This window comes from Nitrospira sp. Vd2, from assembly GCF_979581665.1.
This window is the reverse complement of the sequence record NZ_CEFZSK010000022.1, coordinates 176,093-192,565: the sequence shown is the minus strand read 5'-3', so window position 1 is coordinate 192,565 and position 16,473 is coordinate 176,093. Positions and strand designations below refer to the sequence as shown.

Sequence of the window (16,473 nt, the reverse complement as noted above, 5' to 3'; positions counted from 1 at the left end):
CTAAGTACTCCGAAGGACCATGTCAAGAAAGACCGCTCAGTAGTAGCCGCCATGTAGGGCGTAGAGGAGTGTCGGCGTAGGATGACGGGCTTTTACGCGAGGCGAACTTCCACCGTCTGAGGATATGGGTCAGCGACACTGTCGGTCATCTACACCACACGTTTTTTGTTTGCGGGAGATACGTACGTTGGTGTATCTAGGACAGTATGGCGTGGCTCGTGCTCGACGGATTTCCTCTTGTCTTTACGGCCGACGATCTCCAGCGGCTCTGCCGGCCGTACGGAACCGTCTTGCGCACGCATGTCGTCACCATGCCAGACGGGACCTCATTAGGGTATGGGCGGGTTGAGATGGCATCCGACGCCGAAGCGGATGCGGCATGCAGAGGGTTGGACGGCCAGGTGGTGGCGAACCATCTCCTGTCCGCGAGGCGCATCCACGGCGAGCAGGCGAATCGATCAGTCCAGTAACGAGTGCGCCGGCCTTGACGCCTCACGTTCCGAAGCGCGATCGTTGACGTTCGCGACGGGTTCCCGAGGGGCAACGAGCGGCAACCGAATGATGAACGTGGTTCCTTGGCCAGGCCGCGTGTCCACCTCGATCGCACCGCCGTGATCCTTAATAATGCCGTAGCTCAGCGATAACCCGAGTCCCGTTCCCCTGCCCACTTCCTTCGTGGTGAAGAACGGATCGAAGATCCGGAGCCTCACCTCTTCCGCCATGCCGCAGCCGGTATCTCTGACGCGGACCACCGCAGTCTGGCCCTCGACCGCCGTTTCGATCGCGACTTCCTTGGTCGGCGACTCCATCACCGCGTCGCGCGCATTGGCCAAGAGGTTGACGACGACCTGCTCGAGCTCCAGCGAGTTGCCTTCGACAGAGGGTTCATGCGGGCTCAACGCGGTTGCGACCAGGATATTCCTGAGCCGCAATTGCTCTCGAATCAGCCCGACGCTGGCGCGCACGATTCCGTTCACCGAGACCGGCACCCGTTCGCTCGTCGCCATACGGCCAAACCGCCGAAGTTGATCGACGATCCGAGCCACCCGCTCGACCTGGCTCAGCGTCACACGGAGATTCGAGACCAGCGTGTCGCGATCGAGGCCTTCGGTCTCCAAGCCGTCGAGCAGATTCCCCACGAGCAGTCCGATATTGTTCAGCGGATTGTTCAGTTCGTGGGCCACTCCGGTCGCCAGTTCTCCGATCGAGGCGAGTTTGGCGGCTTGGAGCAGCTGCATTTGTTTGTCGCGCAGATCTTCCTCGCGCCGCTCCGCTTCTCGGAGCAGATCCAGAATGCGCGCTTCCGTCCGTTTCCGATCCGTAATGTCGAACGTGATCCCGATGAGACGTGATGCCTTGCCCTGACGGTCCTTCACGACTTTCCCCTTGGTCAGCAACCATCGTGTTTCGCCGTCGGCGCGGGCGATCCGAAACTCGGTCTCGAGGTCACGCTGCGCGCTGATCGCCTGTTGAACCTCCTGATCGACTCGCTCTCGGTCCTCGGGCAGAACGTGCGCCAGCCAGTCGGCATACGTGGGCCGTTCGCGCCGAGACGGCAGGCCATACAGTGCCCCATATTCGTCCGAGTAACGCACATCCCCGCTCTCCAAGTTCCAATCCCATACGCCCGCACCTGCCCCGCGCTGAGCCAGCACCAATGCCTCGGTGGTATCCCGCAAGGCCTCTTCGGTTTGCTTTTGCTCTTCGATGTCGGCCGACATGCCGACCCACCGCATCACACCGCCATCTGGGCGCGCAACGGGCAACGCACGGACCACGTGCCACCGGAACGCGCCATCGAAGCGCCGGTACCGCATGTCGTGAACGAATGGGCTGCGCGTCTCGACGGCGTAACGCCACTTCGCCATGGCGTCGGCGAGATCGTCCGGGTGCACGGCGGCCATCCAGCCGGATCCGAAGCTCTCGGCCTCCGTCAAGCCGGTGTAACGGCTCCATGATTGATTGAAATATTCGCCATCGCCCTCCGGCGTGCATGTCCAGACCATCGCGGGAATGGCTTCGCTGAGCAAGCGAAACCGCTCGTCGCCTTCGCGCAACCGTCCCTCGGATGGATCGTGTTCAAGGGAGCGTTGTTCAAGGGACCGTTGCCACCACGATCGCCATGTCTGCATAGCCACCTCAGCGCTAGCGCCTTTCGGCCGTCGTCGTAGGCGAAGGACGAATGACGGGGCGATTCTAGCCGTTTGGTGAGCCGTTGTCTGTCATAGCAACCGCTACGTAGGTCCCGGGAAAGAGAAGGAGTTCTCAGCTCCATCACGCCGGCCAGCGCCAGTCCGTAATCTCGGCAGGATCAATACCGTGCTCGCGGATATAGCGGCGGTGTTCCGCGAGCTTGCGCTCATATTTCACAACCAACGCTTCAGCACGAGCCGCGCGGTGTGGGTGGAGGGTCGCGACCTTTTGTGCCGCTTGGATGATCAAATGATAGCGGCTGGTCCGATTTCTGACTTGCATGTCGAAGGGGGTCGTCGTCGTCCCCTCTTCGCGGTATCCATTGAGGTCGAACCGGTCGTTCCGCGGTCGTTCCCACAGCAGTTGTTTGATCGCCGCCGTGTACCCGTGAAAGTTGTAGACGACCGGGCAGTCGATCGGGAAGAGCCGTTGGAATCGTCCTTCCTCCAGGCCATGCGGATACTTTTGTGGGATGCCGAGCACGAGGATGTCCGTGACATTGACGATCCGCACCCGCCAGTCCGGCGCATCGTCACGAAGCGATGACGCCGCGGCCAACACTTCCAGCGTGAGGCTATCTCCCGAGCACGCAAAGACGATCTCGGGATCCTCGCCCTCATTCGTGCTCGCCCATCGCCAGATCGACGCACCGACGCGGCAATGGTCGCGCGCCTCTTCGAGAGACAGCCACTGGGGCATGAGTTGCTTGCCGGCGATCAGCAGATTGATGAAATTCGTCACCGTCAAGCAGTGTTCCATCGTCGCCAGCAGGCAGTTGGCATCCGGCGGGAGGTAGATCCGATAGATGTGGCCCTTTTTCGTCAACAGATTGTTGATGAATCCGGGGCCCTGGTGCGAATAGCCGTTGTGCTCCTGTCGCCACGCCTCGGACGTCAACAGGTAGTTCAAGGACGAGATCGGCAAACGCCATGGCACTTCCAGCGATGACTTCAGAAACTTCGCGTACTGGTTCATCATTCCGTCGACGATGTGCAGGAACGCCTCATAGCAGGGAAACAAGCCGTGCCGCCCTGTGAGCAAATACCCTTGCAGCCAGCCCTGGCAATTGTGCTCATTCAGCACCTCCAGCACGCGTCCCTCGCGGGCGGTATGTTCCGTTCCCGCAGGTAAGGGCCAGACGTACTGACGATCCGTCACGTCCAACACCGCGCCCAATCGATTCGACTCCAACTCGTCCGGACACACAATTCGGAAATTCCGCGCTTCGGCGTTCAGTCGGATGACATCGCGCAGATAGAGGCCGAGTTGGCCGACATTGCTGACCTGGGTGTCTCCGCGGCCCCTCACATCGATCGCGTGCGGGGCCAGGTCCGGAAGGACCAGCGGTTTTCGCATCTTGCCGCCGAGCGCGTGAGGGTTCAACGCCATACGATGCTCGCCGCGCGGGCAAAGATTCCGAATGTCTTCGGCCGGGCGACCCGCTGCATCGAACAGCTCCTCGGGATGGTAGGAACGGAGCCAGGCTTCGATCGCCTTGAGGTGCGCCGGATTGGTCTTGGCGTCCTTCGCTGGCACTTGATGCGCGTGATACGTCCCCGCGATCTGCACGCCGTCGATCCGTTCGGGTCCTGTCCAACCTTTCGGTGTACGGAGAATGATCATCGGCCAACGCGGCCGCTCGATATCGGCGCCGTTCCGCGCGGTGTCCTGAAGTCGCCGGATCGCCTCGTATGCCCCCCCAACGGCCTCGTGCATGTCCTGATCGATCTGTTCCGTCAACGACACGATCCGCACGCTGTAGCCATAGCCGCTGAACAATTCGGTCAGCTCACGATCGTTCATCGATCCGAAAATCGTCGGATTCGCAATCTTGAAGCTGTTGAGATGCAGGATGGGGAGGACGGCGCCATCCGTCGCCGGATTGAAGAATTTCGTACTGTGCCAGGCGCCGGCCGTCGGTCCCGTCTCCGCCTCTCCATCTCCGACGATGCAGGCCACGATGAGATTCGGATTGTCCAGCGCCGCACCGAACGCCGTGGCGAGGGCATAGCCCAGTTCACCGCCTTCGTGAATCACGCCCGGATACATGGGGCTCAAATGGCTCGGAAACGCGTCGGGCCAGGAAAACCAGCGGACAAACTCCTGAAGTCCCGCCCGATCCTGGGTGAGCTCGGGAAAGTACTCCGTCAACGTGCCTTCCAGATACATATTGGCGAGATTCGCGGCCGCGCCGTGTCCGGGTCCGGTAATCAGGAGAATGCTCGCGCCGGTGTCCAGGATGAGCCGATTGAGATGGAGGTAGATCAGATTGATGCCGGGCGCCGTGCCCCAATGCCCGAGAAGGCGATCCTTCATGTGCTCGGGACGAAGCGGCTCCTCCAAGAGTGGGTTGGCTTTCAAGTAAATTTGTGCCGCCGCGAGATAGTTCACCGCGCGACGATAGCGCGCCATCGCGGCAAGTTGTTTGGCTTCGAGTCGTCCGCCCGCCGTCGATGACAGCCCGCTGATCCCAGCCGTGCGCTCCATGGTGCCTCCTCGAAAGACTGCGCTTCAATCCAGTCCGCTGTCGCATCCTACCAGGAAGGACGAGCACTCGTGAGGGGCTTGCGGCTGTTGAAGCAGTCGGATCCGGACTGACATGCGATCTCGACACGATGTTGAAAAAGGCCGTCAGCTTCGTTCTCGCGTCGCTCGAAGGCTCAACGTACAAAGCAGAGTACGCCTCGCCTCCTCGCTTGCTGCGGCCTCGCTGAACGACCTTTTTGAACATCCTGTGCCGGAGAGGCGGGGCGACGATTCTCGGCGACCGTGCCTGCCCGGCGGCGCGACGAGTGCCGTTCGGCCTGCTAGAGGGTCACCAGACCTTCGGCGATCGCGTATCTCACGAGCTCTGCGGTCGAATGGCGATCGACTTGGCCCATGATCCGGGCTTTGTGGAACTCGACCGTCTTCACCGACACGTTCAGCAGCTTGGCGATCTCCTTTGTGCCCCGGCCTTCAGCCACCAACTGCAAGACCTCTCGCTGGCGCGGGGTCAGGGAGACAACGCCTCTGCCGGCAGCAGTCCGGCCTCCGGGCGCCAACATCGTCTCCAGCACATCTTTCGTGATGAGAGGGGTCAAATAGTGTCGACCTTTCAGAACGGCTTCGATGGCCTGCGTGAGTTCTGACGCCGCGGACCGCTTCAGGAGATATCCATTGCCTCCCGCCTTGAACGCCTCCGCCGCATAGGAGGGGCTCGCGTGCATCGTCAGGAAAATCAATTTGGCGTCCGGCACGTGTCTTTTGATTTGATACGCGGCGTCGAGCCCGTTCAGCAGAGGCATCGCGATATCAAGCAAGATCACATCGGGCCGCAGTCGCCGAGCGGCCTCCACCAATGCCCGCCCGTCTTCCACGGTGCCGACCACGACACACCGGTAATCCTGGACAGACTCATGTTCGAGCAGTTTGTGAAGACCCGCGAGCATCAGCGAATGATCATCGGCCATCAGGACGCGGATTTTTCTCATGCCGCCTCTCCCGTTCCTGGGATCTGCGCCGATACGGTCGTGCCCGCCCCGGGCTGCGATTCGATCGTCAATTTCCCATTCAGAAGCCGGAGGCGCTCCTGCATGCTCATCATGCCCAGGCCTTTGTGTTCGGCCCGCAGTTGCTGAGGCGAAAATCCGCGCCCGTTGTCACGAACGCGCAGATCGATCTGCTCCGGCGAGGCGCTGAGGGCCACCTCCACGCGGCTGGCACCCGCGTGTTTGAGAACGTTCTGCAAGCTCTCCTGCAACACGCGAAAGAGACACGTCGATACGTTCAGAGGCAGGCCCGCTAACCGGCCCTCGGTCGTCAACATGACGGTGAGCCTCGTACGCTTGGCATATTCGGCGATATGGTCGCGGACAGCAACCTCCAAGCCCGCGTGCTCCAGCAGGGATGGATGCAGGCGGTATGCGAGGTCGTGAAGATCGTCGCAGAGCGCGGCCACTTGCAGACGAAGCGTCCGCAGTTCGCCGGTGAGGGCTTGGCGCGGCATTCGGCGGCCGCGCTCGAGCGTTTCGATGCCGACCGCCAGCGCCGCAAGCCGTTGGTTGAAGTCATCGTGCAGCTCCCGTGCAAGGCGTCGTCGTTCTTCTTCCTGGGCCGTCAGCAGCTTGCCGGTCAGCACTTCCAACTCTTGTCGTTTCTCGCGCAACGCCAACTGACTCTGGCCAAGCTCCAGTTCCATCCGCTTGCGCTCGATGATATTCATGATCGAAATGACGACGCCGCGGGAACCGATGAGCGGAATCACCCGCATCAAAAACCATCGCGGCTCACCGGGCCCATGGGCGGGATACTCGACCGTAAAGCCTGTCGCCGCGCCGGCGAGGACACTCCTGACTCCCTCGCACACGCCGTCGACATGGACATCCCCCGCCGTGACGCCCGCATGGCACGCCGCAAAATAATTCGCTCCGACGTCGATCCGTTGGTGCGCCGGCGCGCCCGCCGCCGTCACGAACTTTTTCCATGCATCGTTCGTGGCGATAATCGTCCCGTCCCCGTCGAGCACGCAGATGTGCGCTTCCAACGAATTGAGGACACCCCGGCTGAACTCTTCGGCCCGGCGCACTGCATCTTCGGCCGCCTTCAACGTCGTCACGTCGACGACGAGCACAAAACAGCCTCGCACGTCGTTCTGCTCGTCGCGATCCGGCACGTAGGTGACGCTCATCCACAGCGGACCAGCATCACCGAAGTTCATCGGATACTCGTATCGTACCAACTCACCGGAAAAGGCGCGGGCAAGGTTCCGCTGCACGGTCGGGAAATTCTCCGGTCCGACGACCTCGATCACCGGCTTACCGACCAAGTCCGCGGCCGGTCGCTGGAACAACTGCTCGTACCGCTTGTTGACGAAGCGATAGCGCCAGTCCTTGTCGACGTAGGAGAAAAATGCGGGCACGTTGTCCGCAAGCACGTGAAACTCGCGCTCGCGTTCCCGCAACGCATCCTCGGCCTCCTTGCGGATCGTAATATCGGTGATCGCGCCCGCCATGCGCACAGGCTTTCCCTGTGCGTCGGTGACCGTCTGGCCACGGGAATGAAACCACCGGTACTCCCCGTTCCGCATCTGCAATCGATGGTCGATCTCATACGGCCTTCCATCTTCGACATGTCGGCGAATGGCGGCATTCACACGGTCCCTGTCCTCCGGGTGGAGATGTGAGAAGAAGGTTCGGGCCTCATTCGGCAGCTCCTCGTCCCGATACCCCAACAACTCCTTCCATCGAGGCGACATGTAGGCTGCGTCGCTGACGAGGTGCCAATCCCAGAGACCGTCATTGGCCCCGCGCACGGCGACGGCATAGCGCTCCTGTGTCTCCCGTAACGCGTCCTCGCTACGACGGCGATCCGTGACATCGATGCCGAAGCCGGTGAACCCCAGAAGCCGCCCGGCCTCGTCGAAACGCGGGGTGGCCATCTCGAAGATCCACCGGTATTCGCCGTCGCGACGCCGGAGCCGAAACTCCAAGTTAAACGGCCGCCGCGCTCGGAAGGCGGCCAGACATTCTTGGTAGCAGCGCGACCGATCATCAGCATGCACGGCCTCCACCCAGCCATCCCCCAATTCGCTTTCGAGGCGCCGGCCGGTGAAGTCCAACCATGCCCGATTGAAGAAGATGCCAGCCTTGTCCGGACCGGACATCCAGATCATCAACGGACTGGCGTCCGCCATCTCGCAGAACCGGGCCAAATTTTCCTGCCTTGGAATCGCAACGGCAGGCCCCGGCGCTGTCTCAAACCGTTTCGTGTGCTTCGTGCGAGGCACCGCCATTTTTTTCTTTACAGGACGGGTTCGAGGGAGAGTTTTCGCGCGTCGCTTCATTGGTGCACGGATTCTAGGCCTCCCGGTGGATGGGGGCAAGCGCCTAGTAATCTTTCGCGAGTTCTCTGGGACATCTCCTAGTTCTTCATCAGACCCGAACGGCTCTATACTCGTTCGGGCCTGCTCACCATTCCATGCCGAATGGCAGCATGTGGAAGCCGGGATACGCTTCCTTAGTCGCGCCGTATGATGAGGGCCTGATGTGGATTACCGCTGATCAAAAGAAAGAAAGCCTGTGACCCGCTCGGCTTCCCGCGCGCGTTCCTCGACGAACTAAGTTGGCTCAAGAACCTGGAACGCTGCCACGTCGTTCGTCGTCGTGCCGCCTGAACGGGCCTCATGGCCGCATATTATTGATCACAGGATTTCTGTTGCAGCAGTCGATGACGGCCAACATCCTGCTCGTTGTCTCGGCCTGGCTCAACACCTAACCCATGCCAACCCACAGCCAGGATCTCACCCCTCGGCCGCCTGCCGCTCCCCCGCCGGCGGTCATGCTCGTCGATGACAATCAATTACTGGCCCACATGCTGACGGCTTTGTTGCACCGCTTCATACCGACGGTTGCCGTGCGCACCTATACGTCCTCTCGGGAGGCCTCGGATCAGCTCGGGGCTACCCGTTTGGCCGTGCTCGTCACAGACATCGAGATGCCGGAGATCGATGGTTTGCAGTTACTCCGGCATGCGCGTGAGCATGTTCCGGAAACGACGATCGTTGTGATGAGTGGACGACTCGACGCGTCGATCCTCCTCACGGCTCTTCAGGCAGGTGCCTTCGACGTGTTAACGAAACCCCTCAATTGTGAAAGTTTCCCTTCGACCGTCCAAGAGGCACTCCGTGTTCATCGCCTTGCGCGGCTCGCAAAAGCGACGCGTTGGCAACTGACGCGCTCCTCGACACCACACACGACCAGCCGGGACTCGTCGCACCGCTCGGAAATGCTTCAGTTAAAACTCCTGCAGCGCGAGAGCGAACTAAAGCGGGCCTATGCCGAGGCCGCGCAACGCGCGTATCAGCGCTTGTCTCGTTGAGTTGCATGTCCCATCGGAATTTGGTCCCGTGTCTGTTCGGTCAGGATGTCATCCGCGACGGCAGAAGGATTACGACCGTAATCGCCATATCCAGCCGGCGAGTCCAGCGAGGCCACTTCCTCACCGGCCCGCGGGTCCTGCCACCGCCAAAAACTGGAGGCCGTTCATTTCCGGCATCATGAAATCCGTGATCACCAGGAAACGCGGACAGAAATGCCCGCGGCGTGTGGAGACGCACATCTCTTACTGTAGGAGGGTCAGGAGGAGGATGTGGGATGTCGTCATGATCACAACGGCCCCGCCCGAATCCGAGCGGGGCCGCAGTGGAGTGAAATGCTGGGCCGTGATCACCCGTGACCGAATTCTTCCATCCCGGGCCCAAAACCGATCGCGGCACGTAGGACATCATGACGTGTAATCGAGTAGCTGACTGTCCCATCCCGCTGGATCGGCAGATTCAGGAGATGGCAACTGTCCATGATGTCGATCGCATCGTTAAGGCTCGTCGTATCGGGGATCGCAATGGGGCACCTTGTCATGATGTCCTGAGCTCGGACCTGCCGCAAGTCGCACCGCGCTCGTGTAGCACGCAGCAAGTCGATCTCGCTGATGAACCCCACAATCCGGTCACCCTCATCCACGACCGGGGCGCCAGTGACCCGTTCACGCACGAGGTCCGCGGCGATCGATGCCGCATCTTGATCGAACCGAAAGCGGAGACCATTGGTCGGCGTGATCTGTCCGACCGTCCGCAATCCTTCAGCCGGAACTCCTGGAATTGCCATAATGCCTCCTCCGATCTTCAATACTCTCTTGTAGTCACCGTCCACCGACACTCACAATCGGAGCGTGGTTCGTTTTCTGTAGGCCGGGTGCGGACGATCCGAAGACGTATGCCCAACGAGGGCAGCCGAAGTTGCACAGACGCGCTCTCAGCCGCAATCCGAGTCGATTTCGTTCGCCGTCGATTTCCTGAAGATATCTATCTCACGTCAGCGATCAACCCCGTCCTGCCTCGGTCTCTGTCACCTTCATCCCTGGGGCATTCGCAAACGGTTATTGCGTACCGGCTTATGCTATAAGCATCAAGGGATGACGTTGAGCCAGGCACCGAGCCATCCTACAATCGCGGAGGGCGGATTCCGTCCGACCCTCGCAACGGGAGCTTGCCGTCTGTGCGAGATCGTCTCGTTTCGTCGTGCCTATCTCTTGTGCCCGTGCTGGCCCTTGCAATCCTGGCTGGATGCGCGGCCGCACCGCAATGGGTCCACGACGTCCCGGATGCACCTGCCTGTATCCCGGATCGCCTATTGACCTGGCAAGATTTCACGCCAAAGAGTCAGCGAGGGCGACGCGCCGCCGAAACGGCGATCCGGCTGGCGGTCCAGCCAGGCGAGCCGCCGCGCATCATCGCCGTGTTCGAGCCGAAGCTCTCGTGGGTCCGCTCAGACTTCGCGTCCGGTTGGAACCCATTTCTCCTCCACCACTCGGCCCGACTACTCCGTCACGAGCAGTTACACTTTACGATCAGTTGCTTGCTGGCGCGCGAGGCAAACGCGTCACTACAAAGCGGCGGCGATCCCCACGCGATGCTGATGCTGCTCAATGCCGTCGCGACGCGAATGAACGTGCAATACGACACTGAAACCAATCACGGTTTGAATCGGAAGAAGCAGGAAGAGTGGGAGGACGCCATTCAGGCGAGGTTGCTGGCCGGCCCGTTGACGAAGGTGACCGCGACGGCACGCAGGCCGCAACGGTGAATCTCAACTACCCTCGCTGATTCGAGGGGCAGGCTCCTTTTTCAATTGTGTAGAATCGACCCGCAATCGCCAGTGTGCGTCCAATCGCACGCGCGCTACTGCCATCGCAATAGTCGAACTCCGTGGAGTAGACCGAAAACACGACGTAATTGGAACGAGTTGTCCGGTTGACCAACAGCGTCACCGGGCTGGGACGCTCCTCGCCGGGCCGTGCGCGTCCGGGAAGAGAGATGGACTGCAAGATCGAGGAGAGAACGGCATCCGACGGACTCCGGCGCTCTTCCGCAGCAGCAGTCAACACCCGGCTCTGGTACTCCGGCAGCGCCGGATTGAAGATGCCGAGCAGGACGAATCCGCCACTCAATACAACCAAGGCGAGAAGAGTCTCCATCGTGCCGGTCTTTGATGGCTTCGCCATGGCCCCTCCGGTTGCCCGTCTCCACACAAAAAGGCAAAAGACATACCGGGAGGCGGCTGGAACACTGTAGAGCAGATCATGCGGTCAATCCCAGCGAACTGAAGAGCCGCCGTCGGTCACCATTCGAACTGCCACGCACATAAATGAACACCCCCCGACGAAGTGTGGGCAACTTATCTCATCCCGGCTTCCATGCGTTTCAACGCCCTCATCAGGAGCGGGTCCTCCAAGGCCACCCGGCTCAGTGCATCGAGCAAATGGATCGATTCGCGCTGAGCCAGTGCTTTAGCTTTCCCATACTGCTGCTGATTAAAGCGCGCGATCGACGGTTGGCCGTTCACAATCTGGCAGGCCACGACTTCCCCGTCACCGACCTCCACGGTTCCACCGCTCTCGATCAGCCGCCGCGCGGCCTCCACCGTCATGCCGTGAAGTTCGGCGAACTCTTGCACGCCACCGGTTTCCACGAGTCGTCCATCGGGCATGATGCACAGCCGCTTGAAATGAGGCGACCAATCCTTTCGAAAGTCGATGTACTTGATGTCGCCATGCCGCGCAATCGAGCGGTCGAGCGCGGTGTAGTCGATACCGAGATTCTTCTTCCCCAATCGTTCCTTTAGCTCAGGTGAGAGCGTCCGATAGAACACCCTCGCACTGGCCTCTTCGAGCGTGAGTCCCGCGCCGTGCACCAACTGCTCGGCTTCGGCGTACTGCGTCACGTCCAACACCCACGTTTGCTTCGGCTCCTGACCGGTTGGATCGATCCGGCAGGTAAAGAGCCCGCGGGTCACGAGCAACCCGGTTTGCGGATACAGATAGACGCCGCCGCGCTCCAACAACGACTGCATGGTCTCCAAAGGAATCTCATAACTCTCCGCGAGCACCTTGGCATGGTCGGCAACGTCTTCGGGTTCGGTCATCGCGCACACCGTGACATTGCCCGGGGGATCCCACTCGGTATAATCCTCAATGATGTTGTAGAGAACCGGCGCCTTTTCCGTTTTGAGCGGCTTCTTCTTGATCTTGTACATCGGGCTCCCTGGTCTTAGCGCTCCTCGTACGCGGGAAGCGTGGTGAGGCGGGGATCGTCCACGGGCCCGCCGACCGTAAAATGATAGAGCGATTGAAAGCGGTGATCCGTGAATCCGAACACTTGGTGAACCGGGTCGTCGAAGAAGCAGCCGATCCCCGTCGCCCGCACACCGGCCGCCTCGGCCTCCAAGTAGAGCACCTGTCCGATGAGTCCCGTTTCCCAGAAGAGGCGACGGTAGAACCAGGCCCCGTGAGCGCGAAGGGTTGCCTCGAACTCCGCAATCATGCCAAGCGAGAAGGCGGACGCTCCCGCGATCTCTTGATGGCAGCTTACCTGTGCCGCAAGCTGTTGCGCGTCCCCTTCTTCGAGCAGGAACAGCGGAAGGTCGTCTGGGCAGCCGGCCGGCCGCGACCAAAGAAAGTGCGGGTGCATCATTGCTCGTAACCTGTCCACCCTTGTCGCATCACGGGCCAACCAATAAAGCCCCGGAGACAATCGATCAATTCGGTGAACGAACAGGCCCAGATCGACGGCCGGATGCCACGGCCAACAGTCCCATGGCACGGGACGAAGGCCAAGCGCGGAGGCGTGCTGCGGCATCACTCGCGTCAGCATCAGAAAGAATTGGTCGGTTGAAAGGCCGGTCTTGCCATCGAAGGCCAACGCGCTGCGTCGCTGATGTATGATCTGTCCCGCCGAGAGAGGCCGACGAGGCCGGCTCACTCCGTCGGCGGTCGCACGTGGCTCCATGGTGATCGTTCGGTGCGGCCCTCTCGGCTTCGTACAGGCCGCCGCAGCTACGTCAATGATGTCCCATCGATCCGGTCCCTGTCGGCTGAGACGATTCGCACGACCGTGCCACACGAGGTCGTCCCGTAGCTGCACAGGGTCGAGGGACAACGCCAGCGGGAAGGAAACGGGCTCCGACCGTTCGGGCCATACCACGGCGATGCAATCCGCATGTTCACGTTCGGCGTCACGAAAGTCCTCGTCGCGGTTCAGTCCCAGCAACACGGTCAGCACTTCATCATCGGTATCCTCGAGCCACACCATGCGCCATCCAAGGACCGCGGCCGCGATCCGGCACGCTCCAATGGCATGGCCAATGTCGTGCTGGCAGTAGCGATACGCGCGCTCACCATACTTCCACGCCTCCCGCCAATGCACGGAGGACAAGGCGACCAAGAAGGACGAGGGCGGAAACGGCTCCATGAGTCTCTGAAACCGTTCAGCCGGCCATTCGGCTCGCTGCTCGAGTCCATGCTCTTTCGGAGCGTAGTGATACAGAGCCGGCGTAGAGGCGAGGCCCGGAATGCCGCCGACCAGCAGATAGCCTTCCGTGGGATGGAGGTTGCCGCTCGAGGGATTGCTCCGCAAGGCCCATCGCACCCCACCCGCTTCCTTCCACGCGGTAATCGCCAGCGCATGCTTGAAGAATCGAGATAAGGTCCGGACGCTGACGGGCTGGGGAACCATCCTCTCGGCCGACATCACATCATCGTACAGTGGAGACTGCGCCCCGTCGTCAGGCGAGAGAAGCGGGAGCGGAAAGAGCGGGGCGCCGGCGAAGCGCCGAAATGGGTCAGGCTGATTGGCCCAATCCATGTAGCCGAGCGACCGGGCGTAGCGATACAACTGGTGCTTCGTTTCCTGATGGTATCCGATCGCCTGCAGCACGCGGTTATCGGTATTCGTTGCAGGGACGCTCTCGGGTCCACGCCGCTGGGCCATGCGCCAGTCTACGCAGCGGCCAAACGGAAAGTAAACCCGATTGACGCTCGAAAGGCCCGCGGCTATCCTGCTTCCCATGCGATTTGATCCTGCGCTGGCCGCCCGTGCAGCACTACTGAAAGCACTCGACGGTGACGACCTCGGGCAGGCGTACGACCGCGTCGTGGAACTGGAACAGATCTTCTCATCGACGGCGGGGGACCCCGCGGGAGCGGCGTATGACGCGCTTTACAATATCGGTGCGTTGCATCCGAACGCACAGGCCTATCAGGAATTCTTGATCTACATTACATGGCAACAACTCGCTGAAGCGATGACGCCGCGCTATGTTGAGCGGGGACTCGCGCTGTGCGATCAGTATGTGGATCGATGGGGATCTCACGGTGAAGCCGGGGAGCGCATTCTCGAAATCAGAGACGCCTTTGCGCAGGCCGTGGGCCTCGCGCGCGAGGACGAAGAAGACGAGTATGAGCAGGACACGTTCAAGGGCGGTGATTAACAGGTCGTGATTGGCCGCGCGTGAGTCGCAACAGGCCATCAGAACAGAGAAGTCGGTCTCTGTAAGCCAACCCACTCAGCGGTGATGAGGAGTCTTTCTTGGCCGAGCCCGAGAAGCTACGCGCGAGACTATACCTGCATCGTGGGGATCTCGCCAACGCGCGGGCGTGTTATGAAGAGGCGGTACGGAGCGACCGGGAGAGCGGCAACCGTAGCGGGCTGTGCGAGTCGTTGGGCAACCTTGGGAATGTCTGCGCGGTGATGGGGGCGACGCCGCAGGCGCGCCAGTGTTATGAAGAACTCCTCGCGCTGCAGCGTCAAGAGCCGAATCCGTTTGCGATCGGGCAAACGTTGGTCAATCTCGGTAATCTTCACCTCGATGCGGGAGAACCGGCTCTGGCACGCCCCTACTACCTGCAGGCGCTCGATATCCTAACCCCACTCGACGATCACCGGTCGCTCGGTATTCTCTATTCCAATTTGGCGCTCGTCGCGGCCGCGTTGGATGAGCCGCTGAGAGCCATCGAGTCTTTTCGTCAGGCCCTCGAGTACCACCGCCGCATCGGCAATGAAGAAGGCCTCGCGGTAACCTACGGGCAACTCGGCAGACTGTTTCTCTCCACGGGGGACGACGGTCAAGCCGAGCGCTGCCTGAACAACGCAACCGAACATTTCATCAAACTCGGCGATGCACGCGGGGAAGCCGGCGCCCTCCGGTTGCTCGCCGACCTCTATGAACAGCGTGGCGACCTGGTGTCGGCGCGGCGCTGTGCCGAGCGCGTCGCTCTCGTGCTGCAGCGATGTGGCAGTGCGCTGACGGCTGAGGATACAGCTCGTCTCGAACGGATCGCACTGAAACTCGCAAGCGGCGATGCATGCCGCTGATCTGGTGTTCGATCTCAGGGCATGGATTCGGACACGCGGCGCAAGTCATCCCCGTCCTCAATGAGCTGCACCAACGGTGCTCAGACATACGGGCGATCCTGCGCACGACGGTGCCCGCCACGTTCTTTGATCGCCGGCTTACGCTTCCCTGGGAGTATGCGCCCGCACAGTTGGATGTCGGCTGTGTTCAGCACGACGCGCTGACGATCGATATTCCTGCGACCTGGTCAGCCCATCGTGCATTGCACGCGGACTGGGAACACAAGGTGGAGCGCGAGGCGACGCTGATCCGCGCACACCAGGCTTGCCTCGTGCTCAGCGATATCCCGTATGTGCCTTTTGCCGCAGCCGCGCAGGCCGGCATCCCGGCTGTCGGTCTGTCTTCCCTGTCGTGGGATTCCGTGCTCGCGTGCATTCAGACGCCAGGCGACGCCGATCAGCATGCTCTCATCGAACACATTCGAGGCAGCTACGCCCGCGCGACTCTCATGATCCGGGCCGCTCCCGGGTTGCCGATGCCTGCCTTTCGCTCCATCTACGACGTTGGCCCAATCATGGCGCCTCTCGATCCAGACCCGATCGGCCTGCGTCGAGCAGTGCACGCGAACGATGGTGAAGCCATGGTCGCGGTGGGTTTCGGCGGACTGGGTGTGGAAGCCCTGCCGTGGCAGGCACTCGATGCAATGCAAGGCTATCGCTTCCTGGTCCCTGGACCAGTGCCCTCCGGCCTGACGCGCGTGGTCTCAGCGAATGACCTGCCCTTCTCGTTTCGCTCGATCATGGCGTCGGCCGATGTCATCGTGACCAAACCCGGCTACGCGACGATCGTTGAAGCGGTTGCCTCCTCCCGGCCCGTCGTGTATGTCCGCCGATACAACTTCGCCGATGAAGAGGCGTTGGTGCAGTATCTGCATCGGTATGGGCGAGGGGTCGAAATGCCGGCCGTCGAGTTTCGAGCAGGACAGTGGCAGCACGCCCTCCGCGCAGTCATGACCATGCCTCTCCCGCGAGATTCTCCCCCTGTTCCAACCGGGGCGCGGGAGGCGGCGGAGGTGATTCTCAAACATATGGCGTAATCGCATGGAGGGGACAGG

14 protein-coding genes are annotated in these 16,473 nt (G+C 61.2%); 6 read left to right on the top strand and 8 right to left on the bottom strand.

The window, feature by feature from the left end; genetic code table 11:
• Nucleotides 1-206: 206 nt before the first annotated feature.
• On the top strand, nucleotides 207-470 hold the full coding sequence (locus AC1U7K_RS10445) for a hypothetical protein (protein ID WP_480251188.1): 264 nt from the start codon (nucleotides 207-209) through the stop codon (nucleotides 468-470).
• On the opposite strand, the gene AC1U7K_RS10440 is transcribed toward AC1U7K_RS10445, so the two are convergent.
• From AC1U7K_RS10440 to AC1U7K_RS10425, 4 genes are all read right to left on the bottom strand, one after another.
• Nucleotides 459-2,132, bottom strand: coding sequence for a sensor histidine kinase (locus AC1U7K_RS10440; RefSeq protein WP_480251187.1), 1,674 nt, complete (start codon nucleotides 2,130-2,132; stop codon nucleotides 459-461). The two genes, AC1U7K_RS10445 and AC1U7K_RS10440, sit on opposite strands and share 12 nt — an antisense overlap.
• Before the next feature lie 142 nt (nucleotides 2,133-2,274).
• On the bottom strand, nucleotides 2,275-4,680 hold the full coding sequence (locus AC1U7K_RS10435; protein ID WP_480251186.1) for a phosphoketolase family protein: 2,406 nt from the start codon (nucleotides 4,678-4,680) through the stop codon (nucleotides 2,275-2,277).
• Nucleotides 4,681-5,000: 320 nt separating this feature from the next.
• Nucleotides 5,001-5,666, bottom strand: a complete 666-nt coding sequence (locus tag AC1U7K_RS10430; protein ID WP_480251185.1) for a response regulator — start codon at nucleotides 5,664-5,666, stop codon at nucleotides 5,001-5,003.
• Nucleotides 5,663-7,966, bottom strand: coding sequence for a PAS domain-containing sensor histidine kinase (locus tag AC1U7K_RS10425; RefSeq protein ID WP_480251183.1), 2,304 nt, complete (start codon nucleotides 7,964-7,966; stop codon nucleotides 5,663-5,665). The genes AC1U7K_RS10430 and AC1U7K_RS10425 overlap by 4 nt, the downstream gene beginning before the upstream one ends.
• 485 nt (nucleotides 7,967-8,451) lie before the next feature.
• On the opposite strand from AC1U7K_RS10425, the gene AC1U7K_RS10420 reads away from it, so the two are divergent.
• Nucleotides 8,452-9,051 carry a response regulator gene (locus AC1U7K_RS10420; protein ID WP_480251182.1) on the top strand — a complete coding sequence of 200 codons (600 nt, stop codon included), beginning with the start codon at nucleotides 8,452-8,454 and terminating at the stop codon, nucleotides 9,049-9,051.
• A 347-nt stretch (nucleotides 9,052-9,398) separates the two neighbouring features.
• On the opposite strand, the gene AC1U7K_RS10415 is transcribed toward AC1U7K_RS10420, so the two are convergent.
• On the bottom strand, nucleotides 9,399-9,836 hold the full coding sequence (locus tag AC1U7K_RS10415; RefSeq protein ID WP_480251180.1) for a CBS domain-containing protein: 438 nt from the start codon (nucleotides 9,834-9,836) through the stop codon (nucleotides 9,399-9,401).
• Nucleotides 9,837-10,361: 525 nt separating this feature from the next.
• On the opposite strand from AC1U7K_RS10415, the gene AC1U7K_RS10410 reads away from it, so the two are divergent.
• The gene (locus AC1U7K_RS10410) at nucleotides 10,362-10,814 is read left to right on the top strand and encodes a hypothetical protein (RefSeq protein ID WP_480251179.1); all 453 of its coding nucleotides are present in this window, start codon (nucleotides 10,362-10,364) and stop codon (nucleotides 10,812-10,814) included.
• A 7-nt stretch (nucleotides 10,815-10,821) separates the two neighbouring features.
• Here AC1U7K_RS10410 and AC1U7K_RS10405 read toward each other — a convergent pair whose 3' ends face one another.
• From AC1U7K_RS10405 to AC1U7K_RS10395, 3 genes are all read right to left on the bottom strand, one after another.
• Nucleotides 10,822-11,232 carry a DUF4359 domain-containing protein gene (locus AC1U7K_RS10405; protein WP_480251178.1) on the bottom strand — a complete coding sequence of 137 codons (411 nt, stop codon included), beginning with the start codon at nucleotides 11,230-11,232 and terminating at the stop codon, nucleotides 10,822-10,824.
• Nucleotides 11,233-11,405: 173 nt separating this feature from the next.
• A complete protein-coding gene (locus tag AC1U7K_RS10400) occupies nucleotides 11,406-12,263 on the bottom strand; it encodes a hypothetical protein (RefSeq protein WP_480251176.1) in 858 nt (285 codons plus the stop codon).
• A gap of 14 nt (nucleotides 12,264-12,277) precedes the next feature.
• Entirely contained in the window at nucleotides 12,278-14,074 is a 1,797-nt protein-coding gene (locus AC1U7K_RS10395; protein WP_480251175.1) for a SagB/ThcOx family dehydrogenase, read from the bottom strand.
• Between AC1U7K_RS10395 and AC1U7K_RS10390 the strand changes: the two genes are divergently transcribed.
• From AC1U7K_RS10390 to AC1U7K_RS10380, 3 genes are all read left to right on the top strand, one after another.
• The gene (locus AC1U7K_RS10390; RefSeq protein WP_480251174.1) at nucleotides 14,073-14,495 is read left to right on the top strand and encodes a hypothetical protein; all 423 of its coding nucleotides are present in this window, start codon (nucleotides 14,073-14,075) and stop codon (nucleotides 14,493-14,495) included. The two genes, AC1U7K_RS10395 and AC1U7K_RS10390, sit on opposite strands and share 2 nt — an antisense overlap.
• A 98-nt stretch (nucleotides 14,496-14,593) precedes the next feature.
• Complete coding sequence (locus AC1U7K_RS10385) at nucleotides 14,594-15,379, top strand: tetratricopeptide repeat protein (RefSeq protein WP_480251172.1); 786 nt, start codon at nucleotides 14,594-14,596, stop codon at nucleotides 15,377-15,379.
• Nucleotides 15,370-16,455, top strand: coding sequence for a hypothetical protein (locus tag AC1U7K_RS10380; protein WP_480251171.1), 1,086 nt, complete (start codon nucleotides 15,370-15,372; stop codon nucleotides 16,453-16,455). Before AC1U7K_RS10385 ends, AC1U7K_RS10380 begins: the two co-directional genes overlap by 10 nt.
• Nucleotides 16,456-16,473: the final 18 nt, after the last annotated feature.

Coding starts and splice junctions, on each gene's coding strand:
- AC1U7K_RS10435 (WP_480251186.1), bottom strand. CDS start 4,680: ATGGAGCGCACGGCTGGGATCAGCGGGCTGTCATCGACGGCGGGCGGA.
- AC1U7K_RS10425 (WP_480251183.1), bottom strand. CDS start 7,966: ATGGCGGTGCCTCGCACGAAGCACACGAAACGGTTTGAGACAGCGCCG.
- AC1U7K_RS10445 (WP_480251188.1), top strand. CDS start 207: ATGGCGTGGCTCGTGCTCGACGGATTTCCTCTTGTCTTTACGGCCGAC.
- AC1U7K_RS10395 (WP_480251175.1), bottom strand. CDS start 14,074: ATGGGAAGCAGGATAGCCGCGGGCCTTTCGAGCGTCAATCGGGTTTAC.
- AC1U7K_RS10430 (WP_480251185.1), bottom strand. CDS start 5,666: ATGAGAAAAATCCGCGTCCTGATGGCCGATGATCATTCGCTGATGCTC.
- AC1U7K_RS10390 (WP_480251174.1), top strand. CDS start 14,073: ATGCGATTTGATCCTGCGCTGGCCGCCCGTGCAGCACTACTGAAAGCA.
- AC1U7K_RS10405 (WP_480251178.1), bottom strand. CDS start 11,232: ATGGCGAAGCCATCAAAGACCGGCACGATGGAGACTCTTCTCGCCTTG.
- AC1U7K_RS10400 (WP_480251176.1), bottom strand. CDS start 12,263: ATGTACAAGATCAAGAAGAAGCCGCTCAAAACGGAAAAGGCGCCGGTT.
- AC1U7K_RS10420 (WP_480251182.1), top strand. CDS start 8,452: ATGCCAACCCACAGCCAGGATCTCACCCCTCGGCCGCCTGCCGCTCCC.
- AC1U7K_RS10415 (WP_480251180.1), bottom strand. CDS start 9,836: ATGGCAATTCCAGGAGTTCCGGCTGAAGGATTGCGGACGGTCGGACAG.
- AC1U7K_RS10440 (WP_480251187.1), bottom strand. CDS start 2,132: ATGCAGACATGGCGATCGTGGTGGCAACGGTCCCTTGAACAACGCTCC.
- AC1U7K_RS10380 (WP_480251171.1), top strand. CDS start 15,370: ATGCCGCTGATCTGGTGTTCGATCTCAGGGCATGGATTCGGACACGCG.